This is a genomic window from Nonomuraea aurantiaca (assembly GCF_020215705.1).
Taxonomy (GTDB): Bacteria; Actinomycetota; Actinomycetes; order Streptosporangiales; family Streptosporangiaceae; genus Nonomuraea; species Nonomuraea aurantiaca.
In genome coordinates this window covers 191,103-205,682 of the sequence record NZ_JAIWNB010000014.1, presented here as the reverse complement: position 1 = coordinate 205,682, position 14,580 = coordinate 191,103, and the positions used below count along the sequence as shown (strand labels likewise).

Sequence of the window (14,580 nt, the reverse complement as noted above, 5' to 3'; positions counted from 1 at the left end):
TTTTACGGCAGAGCACGGTGAGCGCCAACCCCGCACGGGGTTGGCGTCTGTCCAGGGGAACGCTCCTCCGGTGATGCGGGGCGGGGCGCCGTTACGTGCGTCTTCTTGACCGTCTTCTTCGGGGAAGTGTGGGGTGGAGCGGTGGATCTTTCGGAGAGTGGGGAGCGGCACATCAACTGGGCCGCTCGGTCCATGCCTGTGTTGACCGCTGTGGGGTCGCGGTTCGCTGTGTCCCGGCCGCTCGACGGGTTGAAGATCGCCGCCTGCCTGCACGTCACCGCCGAGACCGCGGTGCTCATGGGGGCGTTGAAGGCCGGAGGCGCCGAGATCGCTCTTGCCGCCTCCAACCCCCTGTCCACGCAGGATGACGTCGCCCAGGCGTTGCGTGGCTATGGGATCGCCGTGCACGCGCGGGCCGGGGTGGATCGGGCCACCTACTACCGGCACATCCACCAGGCGCTCGATCTGGGGCCTGATCTGGTGCTGGATGACGGGTGTGACCTGGTCAACATCCTGCACACCGAGCGGACCGATCTCCTGGACGGGGTCTCCGGAGGGTGTGAGGAGACCACTACCGGGATCATCCGGTTGCGGCAGATGGCCGCCGAGAGCGCGTTGCGGTTTCCGGTCGTGGCTGTGAACGACACCCGGACCAAGCGGATGTTCGACAACCGGTACGGCACCGGGCAGTCCACACTCGACGGGATCATGCGGGCCACCAACATGATGCTGGCCGGGCGGACCGTCGTGGTGGCCGGGTTCGGCTACTGCGGCCGGGGGGTCGCCGAGCGGGCCAAGGGGCTGGGGGCGCGGGTGCTCGTGACCGAGATCGACGCCGTCAAGGCGCTGGACGCCACCCTTCAGGGATACGAGGTGCGGCCCATGGCGGAGGCCGCCGCGGTCGGCGATCTGTTCATCACCGTCACCGGGAACCGGGACGTCATCCGGGGTGAGCATCTGGCCGCCATGAAGGATGGCGCCATTCTCGCCAACGCCGGGCATTTCGACATCGAGATCGACGTGCGGGCCCTGGACGAGCTGGCCGTGGAGGTCCATCGCGGGGTCCGGCCCAACACCGACGAGTACGTGCTGGCGGACGGGCGGCGGCTGCTGTTGCTGGCCGAAGGGCGGCTGGTCAATCTGACCGCGGCCGAGGGGCATCCGGCGGCCGTGATGGACATGTCGTTCTCGGCGCAGGCGCTGGCCGTCGCCTGGCTGGCCGAGGAGCGGGCGCGGCTGGTGCCGGGCGTCTACGACGTACCCGAGGAGATCGACCACGAGGTGGCCAGGCTCAAGCTGGCCGCCGCCGGGATCGGGATCGACACGCTCACGGGTGAGCAGGAGGAATACCTGCATTCCTGGCGGGTCGGTTCCTAGACCGCATTTCTGGCGGGTCGGCTTCTAGAGCACATTCCGGGGGCGGCTTCTAGAGCGCCTTCCTGGCGGGTCGGCTTAGAGCAGTTGCCCCATCCGCCGGATCTCCGCCGCCTGGCTCACCGAGATGTCCTCGGCGATCTCCTGGACGCGCAGGTGCGAGCCCTGGGTGATGACCTCGGTCGACATGGTGATCGCGCCCTGGTGGTGGGCGGTCATCAGCTGGACGAACAGCTGGTCGAACGCCGGCCCCTTGACGGCTTTGAGGCTCTCCATCTGCTCCGGCGTGGCCATGCCCGGCATGCCCTCGTGGGCGGCGTGGTGGTCGGGCACCTGCTGGCCCTGAGCCTTCAGCCAGTCCGTCATCATGGCGATCTCCGGGCCCTGCACCTGGTTGATCCGCGACGCCAGGCGCTTCACACCGTCGTTCGCCGACCGCGAGGCGGCCAGCAGGGCCATGTCGAGGGCCTGGCGGTGATGGATGATCATGTTCTGCATGTAGCGGACGTCGGCCGCGTTGGCCTTCTGGGGCGGTACGGCGGTGGCGGCCTCGCTCGGGCTCAGCGTCCTGGCCTCCTCGCCGGGCCGTCCGGGGGCGATGACGGGAGCCGTCGCGTCGGCGGTCGCGGCGGGCGGGCCCGCGGAGGTGCCCCCCGAGCAGCCGGTGACGAGCAGGATGGCGCAGGTGCCGACGGTTAGTGCGTTGCGCACCTGACCTCCTTGACCGCGGGGAGTCGCGACGTCGCACTATAGACGCCTTCTCGACTTCGAGGAAATAGGGCAAGTCAGCAAATTTATTGACACAGTGGTTGCTAGGCGAGAGCTGACAATCCGGGTCAAAATTTTGTCATTTATGTGTGCCTTATGACCCGGAAGGAGCCCGAGGGTGCTGACCCTTCGCAGGACCCTGGTCGCGGCCGGAGCCGCTGTGGCGTTAGGACTGACGGCGCTGCCGGCGTTGGCCGCCGACATCCCACCGGCCGACACCGTAGTGACCAGCCCGAACGTGACCCACGTGCTGAACATCCCCAAGCCGGCGCCGATCGCCGCGACCATCAACACCGATATCGCCTTCCAGGGTGACTACGCCTACGTGGGCAACTACGGCGGCTTCTCGATCTACGACATCCGGAACCCGAAGAAGGCCACGCCGGTCAGTTCGGTGGTGTGTCCCGGAAGCCAGATGGATGTCACCGTCTACGGCAATCTGCTCTTCACCGCCGTCGACTCCTCGCGCAGCGACGACTCCTGCAACAGCACGGCCCTGTCGGCGGACCACAAGGAGGCCTGGGAGGGCATCCGGATCTTCGACATCAGCGACAAGACCGCGCCCAAGTACATCAAGTCCGTCGAGACCAACTGCGGCTCGCACACGCTGACGCTGGTGCCGGGCAAGGGCTGGGACAAGAAGAAGAACGTCTACATCTACGTGCAGTCGTACAACCCGAACGCGACCTTCCCCGACTGCCTGCCGCCGCACGACAAGATCTCGATCGTCAAGGTGCCGCTGAAGAACCCGACCGAGGCGGCCGTCGCGGCCACCCCGGTGGTCTTCCCCGACGGCGGCAACGAGACCCAGCCGGGGCTGCTCATCCCGACCAGCGGCTGTCACGACATCACCGTGTACGCGGAGAAGGACATCGCGGCGGGCGCCTGCATGGGTGACGGCGTGCTGTTCGACATCTCCGACCGGCTGAACCCGAAGGTCACGGCCAGGACCACCGACCCGAACTTCGCCTTCTGGCACTCGGCGACGTTCAGCAACGACGCCAAGAAGGTCGTCTTCACCGACGAGCTCGGCGGCGGCGGCGCGGCCACCTGCAACGAGGCGACCGGGCCGAACCGCGGCGCCGACGCGATCTATGACATCTCCCACGGCCGGCTCGTCTTCAAGAGCTACTTCAAGATCCCGCGCTACCAGGCCGACAGCGAGAACTGCGTGGCCCACAACGGCTCGCTGATTCCGGTCAAGGGCAAGGACATCATGGTCCAGGCGTGGTACATGGGCGGGGTCTCGATCTGGGACTTCACCAACTCGGCCGCGCCGAGGGAGATCGGCTACTTCGAGCGCGGCCCCCGCGCCGACAACAGCGGCGGCGGCGTGTGGTCGGCGTACTACTACAACGGCTACATCTACGCCGCCGACTTCAACGAGGGACTGGACGTCATCAAGATCAATGACCGGCTGACCGACGGCGCCGCACGGGTGCACGCCGACCAGCTGAACGTCCAGACCCAGCAGTCCTACCGCGAGTGGGGCTGGGGCCACGACGACTGACCCGGCCACCCGGCACTGATCGGGCCATTCGGCACTGATCCGGTCACCCTGTGCGGCGGAGCCCGCCCGGCTCCGCCGTACCGGGTGCAAGTCCTGAAACCTCCGTCGTACTGGCGGAGGTCTCAGGACTTCCGGCAGAGGCTGATGGCGTCCGCCACGGCCGCCACGTCGGACCGGTCGTTGTAGTAGTGGAACGACATGCGCAGCAGGTCGCCGCGCGGCGCGGTCACGATGCGCCGCGCGGCCAGCCGGGCGGCCAACCCCGGGGGGTCGTCGTCCGCGATCGCCACCTGCGGCCCGCGCGCGCCGGCCGGGCTCGCCACCCGCTCGCCCGCCGCCGCCAGCCGCTCGGCCAGCTCCTCGACGAGCGCCGACACATGATCCTGTACGGCCCGGGGGTCCACCCGCTCGATGAGATCGAACCCGGCGTTGGCCGCGTAGGCCGACGGCACGGGCGGCGTGCCGGTCTCGAAGCGCCGCGCGTCGCAGGGGAAGTCCAGCAGCCGGGTGTCGAACGCGAACGGGTTCACCCGGCCGAACCAGCCCGTGAGCTCCGGGTCGCGCTGATGCCGCAGGCCGTCGCGCACGTAGAGGAACGCGATGCCGGGCAGGCCGAGCAGGTACTTCAGTGAGCCCGAGGCCAGGTAGTCGCAGCCGAGCTCGCGCACGTCGATCGGGGTGACCCCGGTGGCCTGGTAGGCGTCCACGAACACCCGTGCCCCTTGCTCGTGCGCCAGCCGTACGACGTCCTCGGCGGGCAGGCGGGCACCGTTGCGATAGGTGATCAGCGGGACCGACACCAGGTTGACGCGCTCGTCCACCACCCGCGCGTACGCTCCGGCCTCGACGTACTCGCCCGTGTCCGCGGCCACCCGCACCTGGGCGCCGCGGCCGCCCTGGGCCAGCCAGACGTGTGCGATCGACGGGAACTCCAGGTCGTTGGTCACGATGCCGGGACGGCTCGACCAGTCGAGCGACGAGGCGACCTGGAAGGCGGCCTCCGACGCGCACGAGAGCACCGCGATCTCGGCGGGGGAGGCCCCGATCAGCCGGGCGAACCGCTCGCGCGCCCACTCGACCTCGGCCATCCACACCTCCCAGGGAGCGCCCTTGTTCCGCAGCGAGTAGCCGATCTCCTGCAGCGAGTACGCCAGCCGGGCGGACAGGGCGCCCTGGCTGCAGCTCGCCAGATGCACGGTGTCGGCCAGCGACGGAAACTCCGCCCGGAATTGGGCAGCGTTCAACATATGTAACATTCCGGGCCGCCTATCAGCCGCTTTCCTTGAATTCAATAAACCTTCAATCACGCTACATCGATAGGATCGCCGGATGATTGGCACCAGAATTCGCGAGCTCCGCTCCGAACGTAATCTCACCGTGGCGCAGCTCGCGACTGCCTCGGGGGTGCCGAGCGCGTTGCTCAGCCAGGTCGAGCGCAATCGGGACGACCCCAGTCTGGAGACCCTGCGGAAGATCGCCAAGGCGTTGGAGCTGCCGCTGTTCAGCCTGTTCCAGGAGTCGGACCCGGCGCTCGTGGCGGTGATCCGCGCCGAGGCCCGGGTGCGGGTCAAGTCGCCGTCCGACGGGATCACCTACACGCGCGTGTCGCCGGGGCGCGGACGGCTGGAGGTCCTGGAGGGGCACCTGCTGCCCGGTGGCTCGTCGGCCTCCGAGCCGTGGTCGCATCCGTCGGAGGAGTGCGTGATGGTGCTGCGGGGGCGGCTGGTCGTCGAGGTGTCGGGCATCTCCCATGAACTTGAGGCGGGCGACAGCTGCTATTTCGACTCCTCGCTGCCGCACCGCTATCTGAACACCGGCACCGAACCCACCGACTTCATCATTGCCGCGACGCCCCCAAGTTACTGATTTTTCCTGTCATAGTGATGCGGCTAGTGACAACTCACCTCAGGAGGTCCTTCGTGGTGTCCAGATTCGGCCGCGCCTTGATTATGGCGGGAGCGGCGTTGCTGGTGCTGCCGGTGCTACCGGCCAACGCGTCGGACGACGTCAAAGCCAGCGCCAACGTCAAGCTCGTCGCCAACGTCCCGAAACAGGGGCCGTTCAAGGACGGGGAAGCCTACGACACCGACCTGGCCTTCCAGGGTGACTATGCCTTCCAGGGCAACTACCACGGTTTCACGATCTACGACATCAAGAACCCGGCCAAGCCGACGGTCGTCAGCCGCGTCACCTGCCCCGCCGCCCAGAACGACGTCTCGGTCCAGGGCGACCTGCTCTTCCTGTCGGTGGACGAGTCGCTGACCAGTGACTCCTGCAAGGCCGACGCCGAGACGCCCAGCGTGAAGTCGGCGTGGGAGGGCATCCGGATCTTCGACATCAGCGACAAGAAGCGGCCCAAGTACATCAAGTCCATCGAGACCGCCTGCGGCTCGCACACGCACACGCTCGTGCCTGACAAGACGCGGCCGGGCAAGAAGAGCACGGCCGTCTACCTGTACGTCTCGTCGTACGGGCCCGCCAAGTCGTACCCCGACTGCAAGCCGCCGCACGACCGGATCTCGATCGTCAAGGTGCCGCTCGGCAAGCCCACCTCCGCCAAGGTCGTCGCGCGCCCGGTGCTCTTCCCCGACGGCGGCAACGAGAAGCAGGCGGACCTGCTCGCCCCCACCACCGGTTGTCACGACATCACCGTGTTCCCGGCGAAGGACCTGGCCGCGGGCGCCTGCATGGGCGACGGCGTGCTCATGGACATCTCCGACAGGGAGCACCCCAAGGTCACGGCCAGGGTCACCGACGAGAACTTCGCGTTCTGGCACTCGGCGACGTTCAACAACACCGGCACCAAGGTCGTCTTCACCGATGAGCTGGGCGGAGGCGTCATGGCCGCCTGCAACGAGGCGACCGGTCCCCAGCGGGGCGCGGACGCGGTCTATGACATCACCGACGGCCAGCTCGCGTTCAAGAGCTACTACAAGATCCCGCGCAACCAGACCGGTGACGAGAACTGCGTGGCGCACAACGGCTCGCTGATCCCGGTCGCGGGCCGCGACATCATGGTCCAGGCGTGGTACCAGGGCGGCGTGTCGATCTGGGACTTCACCGACTCGTCGGCGCCCGCGGAGATCGGCTACTTCGACCGCGGCCCGCTCAAGCCCGCGAACCTCGGCGGCTCCTGGTCGGCCTACTACTACAACGGCCACATCTACAGCAGCGACATCCAGAAGGGCCTGGACGTGCTGACCATCACCGACCAGCGGACCGACCCGGCCGCCGCGAAGCGGCTGAAGGTCCTCAACACCCAGACCCAGTACGCCTACTGACCCGCCCGCTTACTGGGGCGGCGCGAACCCACCCGGAGTCGCCTGCGGCGGCGACTCCGGCACGCTCGGCGCCTGCGGCTGGTAAGGCTGTCCGGCCTGCGGATGAGGCTGATACGGCTGGTAGGGCTGGGCGGGCGGCGTCGCCGGCCGATAGGGCGCCTGGTATCCCGGCTGAGGCGCCGCCTGGTACGCCCCCGGTTGCGGAAAGGCTCCAGGTGGGGCGAAGGCGCCAGGTGGGACCGGGGGCGCCATGCCGTTGCGCTGGGCCAGCCGTACCTGGTCGCGCCTGCGGCGCTCGGCCAGGACGGCGCTCAGGTAGGCGTGCGGCGGCACGCCGGAGGGCGCGGCGGGCGAGACGAACGCCGCCACCTGAGCCGCGATGCGCATCCCCACCTCGTGCTGGATCTGCGGCGACAGGTCGTGCCAGCGGGAGACGTACTGCCGGGCGGCCGTCGCCACCTCCTCGGGCAACTGGGAGAGCTCCAGCGTCGCGGCCCAGGCGGCCAGCGGCGGCGGCATCATGATGAGGTGCCCGTCGGACCGCGGCCCGCGCTCCGAGATCACGATCGTGCCCGCGAAGATGTCGCCCAGCCGCTTGCCCCGCTGGGAGACCAATGAGGAGATCAACGCCGGCGCCCCGGAGAACATCCAGAACTCCACCAGCCCGGCCAGCCCGCGGAACAGCGCCTGCCTGAACCGTTCGGGGCTCCCGTCGTCGCTGACCACCCGCAACCCGAGCGCCAGCTTGCCCAGGCTCCGCCCCCTGCTGGCCGTCTCGAAGATGACCGGGTAGCCCACGATCACCAGCACGAGCAGCACGATCGACACGGCCGCGAACAGCGCCGTGTCGGTGACCAGGAAGAACGCTTCCAATGCCACGTACGTGGCGATCAGGACGGTCATCTGGACCGCCATGTCGATGATGAGCGCCAAGGCGCGGGACGGCATCTGGGCCACCCGTACCTCGACGACGACGGCGTCACCGGTCACAACCTCTGACATACGTGGAGCCTAACGGCATTGACCCGATGGATGACCGGCCACAATGGTCGGGTGGACATCGATGCGTTCGTCACCGCACACCGCCCGGTATGGGACAGATTGGAGCACCTGGTCAAACACCGCTCCTCCCTGACCGGCCCCGAGGTCGACGAGCTGGTCGACCTCTACCAGCGGGTGTCCACGCATCTGTCGATCGTCCGCTCGTCCTCCGCGGACGCGATGCTGACCGGCCGCCTGTCCGCGCTGGTGGCCAGGGCGCGGTCGGCGGTGACGGGCGCGCACACGCCCGCCTGGCGGGAGTTCGTCAGGTTCGTCACCGTGTCGTTCCCGGTGGTGGCCTACCGGGCGCGGTGGTGGTGGCTGGCCACGTCGCTGGCGTTCATCGCCGTCTCGTGGGTGCTCGGCGCGTGGGTGGCGAGCAATCCCCAGGTGCAGACCTCGATCGCCTCGCCGGACGAGATCACCCAGCTCGTCGAGCACGACTTCGCCGACTACTACTCGGAGAACCCGGCGGCCTCCTTCGCCGGACACGTGTGGATCAACAACGCGTGGGTCTCGGCGCAGGTCATCATCTACGCGATCCTCCTGGGCCTGCCGATTCCCCTGCTGCTCTGGTCGAACGCCGCCAACCTCGGCGTCTCCGCCGGACTGATGGCCTCCCGTGGCAAGCTGGACATCTTCTTCGGGCTGATCACCCCGCACGGCCTGCTGGAGCTGACCGCGGTCTTCCTGGCGGCGGCCGTAGGCATGCGGCTGGGCTGGACGGTCATCGACCCCGGGCCGCGCAAGCGGGTCGAGGCGCTGGCGGAGCAGGGCCGGGCGGTGGTCAGCGTGGCGCTCGGGCTGGTCGGGGTGCTGTTCGTGTCGGGGCTCATCGAGGCGTTCGTCACGCCGTCCGGGCTGCCGACCCCGGTGCGGGTGGGCATCGGGGTGCTCGCCGAAGGGGCCTTCCTCGCGTACGTGATCGTCTTCGGCAGGCGGGCGCTGCGCCAGAACGAGACCGGCGACCTCGAACGCGCCCCTGACGTGGCCCCCAGCGCCTGACCCCCGCCTACAGGCCGCCTGAAAGCCTGAAAGCCGCCTACAGGCGGCCGGCGGCCTTCAGCGCCAGGTACGCGTCCGCCAGGGCCGGGGCGATGTCCTCCGGGGGCGCGTCCACCACCTCGACGCCGTGGCGGCGCAGCCGGGCGGTGATGCGCCGCCGCCCCAGCTGCGTGTGCTCGGCCGCCGCCGCGTCGTACACCTGCTCGGCCGTGTCCTTGCCGGCCGCCATGGCCGCCACGCGCGGATCGGAGACGCCCGCGACCAGCACCAGGTGGCGCGCGGACAGCTGCGGCAGCACCGGCATCAGCCCCTCTTCGAGCGCGGCCGAGTTGAGGTCGGTGAGCAGCACGACCAGGCAGCGCCGTTTGGCCCGGGACAGGACCGCCGCGACCATACCCTGCGAGTCGGCCTCGATCAGCTCCGCCTCGATCGGCGCCATCGCGTTGACCAGCGACGACAGCAGCTCGGTGCGCGAGGCTCCGGCCACCCAGGCGCGTACGGCCCGGTCGTAGGCGAGGAAGTCCACCTGGTCGCCCGCCCTGGCGGCGAGCGCGGCCAGCAGCAGGGCGGCGTCCATCGACCAGTCGAGCCGTGGCCAGCCCGGCACCGGCCGGGGATCCGGCCGGACCAGCAGCCCCCCGGCGCCCGCCTGCGCGCCGGCCAGCGGCGTCGGGGCGTCGCCCACCCGGCCCGCGGAGGTGCGGCCGGTGTCGAGCACGATCAGCACCCGCCGGTCGCGTTCCGGACGCCAGGTGCGCACGACCACGTCGTGGCGGCGCGCGGTGGCCCGCCAGTCGATCGAGCGCACGTCGTCGCCCACCACGTACTCGCGCAGCGAGTCGAACTCGGTGCCCTGCCCGCGCACCAGGGCCGGGTGCTGGCCATCGAGCTCGCGGAGCCTGGCCAGCCGGGAGGGCAGGTGCTTGCGCGACAGGAACGGCGGCAGCACGCGCACCGACCACGGCGCCCGGTGGGTGCCCTGACGGGCGGCCAGGCCGAGCGGTCCGAGCGAGCGCACGGTGAGCGCCACGGACTCGCGGTCGCCGCGCCTGGTCGGGGTGAGCGTCACGACGAGCTTGCGGCGCTCTCCGGCGGGCACGTCGAGCCGCTGGGAGCGCGGTGAGGCGCCCGCGGAGGGCGGCCAGGCGTCGCGCAGCAGACCGCGTACGCGTCTGCCGCCCGGGTTCTCCACCACCAGCTCGACCGTCGCCTGGCCGCCGAGCCGGACCAGCCGGTCGCCGGAGCGGTGGAAGCGGAGCGGGCGGACCGCGCCCGCGAACACCAGGTCCACGATGATCGCGGCGGCCAGCAGCAGGCAGACGCCCGCGACCGCGGGTCCCGGATCGGGCGCCAGCAGCACGACCACGATGCCGATCGCCGCGACCAGCCCGGCGCGTCCCGTCAGAGCCATCAGCGCGGGACCGGAACCGAGGCCAGGATGCCGTCGAGCAGGCCGTCGGAGGTCGCGCCCTCCAGCTCGGCCTCGGGCCGCAACTGGATCCGGTGCCGCAGCGCGGGCCTGGCCAGCGCCTTGACGTCGTCGGGCGTGACGTAGGCGCGGCCCGACAGCCACGCCCAGGCCCGCGAGGCGGCCAGGAGCGCGGTCGCGCCACGCGGCGAGACGCCGAGCTGGAGCGACGGGGAGTTCCTGGTGGCCCTGGCCACGTCCACGATGTAGCCGAGCACCTCGGGCCCCACGTGCACCTTCGACACCGCCTGGCGGCCCGCTTCGAGGTCCTGGGCGGTGGCGACGGGCTTGATCTCGGACAGGTCGCGCGGGTCGAAGCCGCGCGCGTGCCGTTCGAGGACCATGATCTCCTGGTCGCGCGGCGGCAGCGGCACGGTCAGCTTGAGCTGGAACCGGTCGAGCTGGGCCTCCGGCAGCTGGTAGGTGCCCTCGTACTCGATCGGGTTCTGTGTCGCGCAGACCACGAACGGGTCGGGCAGCTTGCGGGCGTCGCCCTCCACGCTGACCTGCCGCTCCTCCATCGCCTCCAGCAGCGCGGCCTGGGTCTTCGGCGGGGTCCGGTTGATCTCGTCGGCCAGCAGCAGGTTGGTGAACACCGGCCCCTCGCGGAACTCGAACCGCGCCGTCTTCGCGTCGTAGATCAGCGAGCCGGTCACGTCGCCCGGCATCAGGTCGGGCGTGAACTGCACCCGCTTGAAGTCCAGCGAGAGCGCGGCGGACAGCGTGCGGACCATGAGCGTCTTGGCCACGCCCGGCACGCCTTCGAGCAGCACGTGCCCCCTGCACAGCAGCGCGATGACCAGCCCGGTCACCACGGCGTCCTGGCCCACCACGGCCTTGGACACCTCGGCGCGCAGCGCGCTGAGCGCGTCCCTGGCCGCGTCACCGCCGGGCACGTGGGCGGTCTCCTCAATGTTCACTGACGGTCCTCTCGATGACGTCCAAGTAGCGTGCCAGGCCGACGAGCCCGGCGTCGTCGGCGGGGGGCGGCCCGTACAACGCGGCGCCGATCTCCTGCGGGTCCTGGCCGGTCCGTGCGGCGATGGCGGCCACCAGCTCGTGCCGGCCCGAGCCGGAGCCGAGGCCGAGCCGGGGCGTGAGCCGGTCGATCGTGCCGGCCCTGAGCGAGTCGGCCGCCCTGCCCCTGGCCCGCCGGGCCCGGTAGAGCCGCCCGCGCCCCTCGACCGTCTCCGCGGCCCGCACGACGACGGGCAGCCGCTCGGTCACGACCGGGCCCAGCCGCCGGCCCCGCCAGAACGCCACCAGCAGCACCGTGATGACCGACATCAGCACGGCCCAGGGGATGCCCGCGGGCATCAGTTCGTAGATGGACTGACCGGCCTCGCCCGGCAACTGGCCCACCGGCGGCGTCTCCGGCGCCACCAGCCAGGTCACGGCCTTGGCCGAGCCCAGCAGGTTGAGGGCGAGCGCGGCGTTGCCGTCCTCGGCCAGGCGCTGGTTGGTCATGAACTCGCCGCTGCCCAGGACCGTGGTGGTGCCGCCCGCGTTGGGGTAGCTGACCAGCGTCGATCCGTCGCCCGCCGGGTAGCAGCCGATGGCGCCCGACGGTCCGGTGAACGCGGTGCCGCCGATGAACGCGCTGCCCGCGGCCCTGGCACCGGGCAGTGAGCACTCCGGCTCGCGGGAGCGCTCGCGGGCGCCGCCCTTCACCGGTCGTACGCCGGGGGCCAGCTCGTCGAGCGCGAAGACGTTGTCGATGATCACCCGGTCGCCCTGGATCGCGGCCAGCTCGCGCGTCTCGGCGTAGGAGGCGTCGGTGATCAGCAGCAGCCGGTCGCCCGGCGCGGCGCCGTTCGCCTTCGCGGCGGCCGCCCCCGATGAGTCGACCCGGTCGACGGTGACACCGCGGTCGCGCAGCAGTTCGGCCAGCGCCATCGAGCCCGACAGCGAGGAGTCGGCGGGATCCAGATGGCGGGCCGGGCGTGAGTCCGGTTTGAGCAGCACGCTCAGGACCGCGGCGAGCACGATGAGCGCGCCGAGCAGGACGATCATCCGGCTCGCCCGCCAGGTCGAGCGCACGGTCGGGGCGGTGGAGTAGGACTCCCCTGTCTCCTGGGGGCGCATGTCGAGGCTCATGGGGTGTCCCCCGCCGACGGGACCGGCCTGGCGCTCATGGGGTTCTCCCGGCCAGCGGGACCGGCCTGGCCTGGCGGAGCCGCTCGTCGAGCTCGCTCATAGCGGTGTAGGCCTCCCGGGTGCCCGGCACGTCGCCGTAGGTCACGTCGTCGAACGAGCGGGCGGCGGCCGTCAGTTCCGCGGCGAACCCGGGCAGCGCCTGGCCCGCCTCGGCGGCCAGTTCGTCGGCCGTGCGTCCGGGCAGCCCGTCGACCAGGGCCCGCTCCTCCAGGTCGCGGGCGATGGCGCGCAGCCGCTCCTGGATCGCCTCGGTCCAGCTGCCCTGGGCGGCCAGCCGTTCGGCCGCCTGGCGGTGCTCGGCGGCGGTCATCCTCCGCTCGCCGAACAGGCCGTCCGCCGCCGTCGCATTCGCGCGCGAGGTCTTGCGGAGCCGCCACACGACCAGCGCGATCACCCCGCCGATGATCAGTGAGATCACGACGGCGGAGATGATGCCGCCGGTCGTGCCGCCGCCCGTGGCCGCGTCCATGAGATCGCCGACGAACTGCGTGAAGCGCCGGTACGCCTGGTCCAGCAGTGATTCCTTCTCGTAACCGGGCTTGAGGAGCTCGTCCGCGGCCCTGCGCGCGGCCTCCCCCCTGTCGATCGGCGTCACGGCCTGGCGGAGTTGGACGGGTGCCAGAGCTCGTCGGCCGAGGCGTGCACCCAGCCCTGGCGCTGCTGCTCGATCGCCGCAGTCTGCAGCACCAGGTCGAACGCCTCACTGCGCATCCGCCGGTCAGCGTAGAGGAGGCCCGAGACGCCCGCCTCGAAGGGATAGGTGATCATCGCGCCGAGCGTGCCGCCGATGGTGATCAGCACCGTGGACAGCACGGTGGCGCCCGCCGACTCGCCGAGCAGGCCGAAGAGGGTCCCGGCGATGGTGAAGGGCACCTCCAGGATGCCCGCGACGAGCCCGACCAGCAGCGAGGTGAGCAGCAGGATGCCGAGCACCCGCCAGAAGTCGCCGGAGACGAGGTTCCAGGAGCGCCGCAGGGCGTCGATGGGGCCCCTTCCCTCCAGCACCACGGCCGGCGCCGCGAGCGCGAAGCGGGTGCGGAAGTACAGCACGTAGCAGAGGTACAGGATGAGCAGCAGCCCGGTGATCACGAGCACGCCGCCCGCAGCGGCGGGTGAGTCGTCGCCCACGCCGGCCGCGATGACCGCGACGATGATCAGCGCGATGACGGCCAGCGGGACCAGCATGATGACGGCCATCAGCCCCACCACGCCGAACAGCGCCGGGACGCGGCTCTTGGTCAGCTGCCACGCCTCGCCGGCGGTGATCTTGCCGCCGAACACGGCGCGGCCGAGTATCCGCATCAGCACGCCGGTCAGCAGGGTCACCACGACGAAGCTGACGGCGTAGGAGACGATCGCGCCGCCGTACTGGGCGATGAACCCGCCGTACAGGCCGCTCACGTCCGCCGGCTCCGCCGATGCCGGATCGTTCAGCATCCCGCGCATGGAGTCGAAGGCGAACACCTGCCCGATCGCGATCGGGACGGCCCCGAGCAGGGCGGCGACCGCCGAGAGGCCCAGCACGGCCTTGGGGTTCGACCGGATCAGTTTGATCGTCCCGTCGAGGATGTCGCCCAGCCCCAGCGGCCGTAGCGGTATGATCCCCGGGCGCAGTGCGGGCGGGTGCGGCATGTAGCCGTAGCCGGGCGGCGGCTGCTGATAGGGCGGTTGCGGACCGGAGCTGGGTGGCGGCTGTTGCGGCTGCTGGTGCTCGAAGCCGGGGGCGGTCCACGGCGAGGTCTGCGGGGCGCCGTAGGGAGGGGGCTGTTCTGGAGCCCAGCCTGGTGGCGTCTCGGGCGAGGGACCGTGACCGTCTGACATATCCCAATCCTGGCATGGTGGGCGGGGCATTGGTGTCGTGCGTACGATTCGCCGGCGCAACTTGCCCGCATTCCAGGGCGTTCCGGCTCAAGGATCTCATCGAAGGATGGCCGAAAGTCGTTCCGTTACCGCAGACTGAGATTGCGGTCGCGGAT

13 protein-coding genes are annotated in these 14,580 nt (G+C 70.5%); 5 read left to right on the top strand and 8 right to left on the bottom strand.

Features of this window, described 5'->3' with window-relative positions; all coding sequences use genetic code 11:
* The first annotated feature begins 141 nt into the window (after positions 1-141).
* Positions 142-1,377 carry an adenosylhomocysteinase gene (locus LDL49_RS30570; protein ID WP_225295943.1) on the top strand — a complete coding sequence of 412 codons (1,236 nt, stop codon included), beginning with the start codon at positions 142-144 and terminating at the stop codon, positions 1,375-1,377.
* A 75-nt stretch (positions 1,378-1,452) separates the two neighbouring features.
* Here the strand turns inward: LDL49_RS30570 and LDL49_RS30565 are convergent, their stop codons facing one another.
* Positions 1,453-2,085: a DUF305 domain-containing protein gene (locus tag LDL49_RS30565; protein ID WP_225295941.1), complete on the bottom strand. Its 633-nt coding sequence runs from the start codon at positions 2,083-2,085 to the stop codon at positions 1,453-1,455.
* Positions 2,086-2,260: 175 nt separating this feature from the next.
* Between LDL49_RS30565 and LDL49_RS30560 the strand changes: the two genes are divergently transcribed.
* Entirely contained in the window at positions 2,261-3,652 is a 1,392-nt protein-coding gene (locus LDL49_RS30560; RefSeq protein ID WP_225295939.1) for an LVIVD repeat-containing protein, read from the top strand.
* A 122-nt stretch (positions 3,653-3,774) separates the two neighbouring features.
* Here the strand turns inward: LDL49_RS30560 and LDL49_RS30555 are convergent, their stop codons facing one another.
* Positions 3,775-4,899: an aminotransferase class V-fold PLP-dependent enzyme gene (locus tag LDL49_RS30555; protein ID WP_225295938.1), complete on the bottom strand. Its 1,125-nt coding sequence runs from the start codon at positions 4,897-4,899 to the stop codon at positions 3,775-3,777.
* Positions 4,900-4,981: 82 nt separating this feature from the next.
* Between LDL49_RS30555 and LDL49_RS30550 the strand changes: the two genes are divergently transcribed.
* Together LDL49_RS30550 and LDL49_RS30545 are read left to right on the top strand one after the other, a co-directional pair.
* Positions 4,982-5,518, top strand: coding sequence for a helix-turn-helix domain-containing protein (locus LDL49_RS30550; protein ID WP_225295936.1), 537 nt, complete (start codon positions 4,982-4,984; stop codon positions 5,516-5,518).
* Between the two features lie 83 nt (positions 5,519-5,601).
* Positions 5,602-6,933 (top strand): LVIVD repeat-containing protein, encoded by a 1,332-nt coding sequence (locus LDL49_RS30545; protein ID WP_225296072.1) that lies wholly within the window; start codon positions 5,602-5,604, stop codon positions 6,931-6,933.
* Positions 6,934-6,942: 9 nt separating this feature from the next.
* Here the strand turns inward: LDL49_RS30545 and LDL49_RS30540 are convergent, their stop codons facing one another.
* On the bottom strand, positions 6,943-7,935 hold the full coding sequence (locus LDL49_RS30540; RefSeq protein WP_225295934.1) for an RDD family protein: 993 nt from the start codon (positions 7,933-7,935) through the stop codon (positions 6,943-6,945).
* A 51-nt stretch (positions 7,936-7,986) separates the two neighbouring features.
* Between LDL49_RS30540 and LDL49_RS30535 the strand changes: the two genes are divergently transcribed.
* The gene (locus LDL49_RS30535) at positions 7,987-8,979 is read left to right on the top strand and encodes a stage II sporulation protein M (protein ID WP_225295932.1); all 993 of its coding nucleotides are present in this window, start codon (positions 7,987-7,989) and stop codon (positions 8,977-8,979) included.
* A 37-nt stretch (positions 8,980-9,016) separates the two neighbouring features.
* Here the strand turns inward: LDL49_RS30535 and LDL49_RS30530 are convergent, their stop codons facing one another.
* The 5 genes from LDL49_RS30530 to LDL49_RS30510 are packed head-to-tail and all read right to left on the bottom strand — an operon-like array spanning position 9,017 to position 14,425.
* Positions 9,017-10,390, bottom strand: coding sequence for a DUF58 domain-containing protein (locus LDL49_RS30530; RefSeq protein ID WP_225295930.1), 1,374 nt, complete (start codon positions 10,388-10,390; stop codon positions 9,017-9,019).
* Positions 10,390-11,367 carry an AAA family ATPase gene (locus LDL49_RS30525; protein ID WP_225295928.1) on the bottom strand — a complete coding sequence of 326 codons (978 nt, stop codon included), beginning with the start codon at positions 11,365-11,367 and terminating at the stop codon, positions 10,390-10,392. The genes LDL49_RS30530 and LDL49_RS30525 overlap by 1 nt, the downstream gene beginning before the upstream one ends.
* Positions 11,357-12,544: a DUF4350 domain-containing protein gene (locus tag LDL49_RS30520; protein WP_225295926.1), complete on the bottom strand. Its 1,188-nt coding sequence runs from the start codon at positions 12,542-12,544 to the stop codon at positions 11,357-11,359. The genes LDL49_RS30525 and LDL49_RS30520 overlap by 11 nt, the downstream gene beginning before the upstream one ends.
* A gap of 34 nt (positions 12,545-12,578) precedes the next feature.
* Complete coding sequence (locus LDL49_RS30515; protein ID WP_225295924.1) at positions 12,579-13,199, bottom strand: DUF4129 domain-containing protein; 621 nt, start codon at positions 13,197-13,199, stop codon at positions 12,579-12,581.
* Positions 13,196-14,425 (bottom strand): DUF7847 domain-containing protein, encoded by a 1,230-nt coding sequence (locus tag LDL49_RS30510; RefSeq protein ID WP_225295922.1) that lies wholly within the window; start codon positions 14,423-14,425, stop codon positions 13,196-13,198. Before LDL49_RS30510 ends, LDL49_RS30515 begins: the two co-directional genes overlap by 4 nt.
* Positions 14,426-14,580 lie beyond the last annotated feature (155 nt).

Excerpts from the sequence above, each read along its gene's own strand:
- LDL49_RS30555 (WP_225295938.1), bottom strand. The coding sequence starts at position 4,899 with ATGTTGAACGCTGCCCAATTCCGGGCGGAGTTTCCGTCGCTGGCCGAC.
- LDL49_RS30550 (WP_225295936.1), top strand. The coding sequence starts at position 4,982 with ATGATTGGCACCAGAATTCGCGAGCTCCGCTCCGAACGTAATCTCACC.
- LDL49_RS30545 (WP_225296072.1), top strand. The coding sequence starts at position 5,602 with ATGGCGGGAGCGGCGTTGCTGGTGCTGCCGGTGCTACCGGCCAACGCG.
- LDL49_RS30540 (WP_225295934.1), bottom strand. The coding sequence starts at position 7,935 with ATGTCAGAGGTTGTGACCGGTGACGCCGTCGTCGTCGAGGTACGGGTG.
- LDL49_RS30530 (WP_225295930.1), bottom strand. The coding sequence starts at position 10,390 with ATGGCTCTGACGGGACGCGCCGGGCTGGTCGCGGCGATCGGCATCGTG.
- LDL49_RS30520 (WP_225295926.1), bottom strand. The coding sequence starts at position 12,544 with ATGAGCCTCGACATGCGCCCCCAGGAGACAGGGGAGTCCTACTCCACC.
- LDL49_RS30510 (WP_225295922.1), bottom strand. The coding sequence starts at position 14,425 with ATGTCAGACGGTCACGGTCCCTCGCCCGAGACGCCACCAGGCTGGGCT.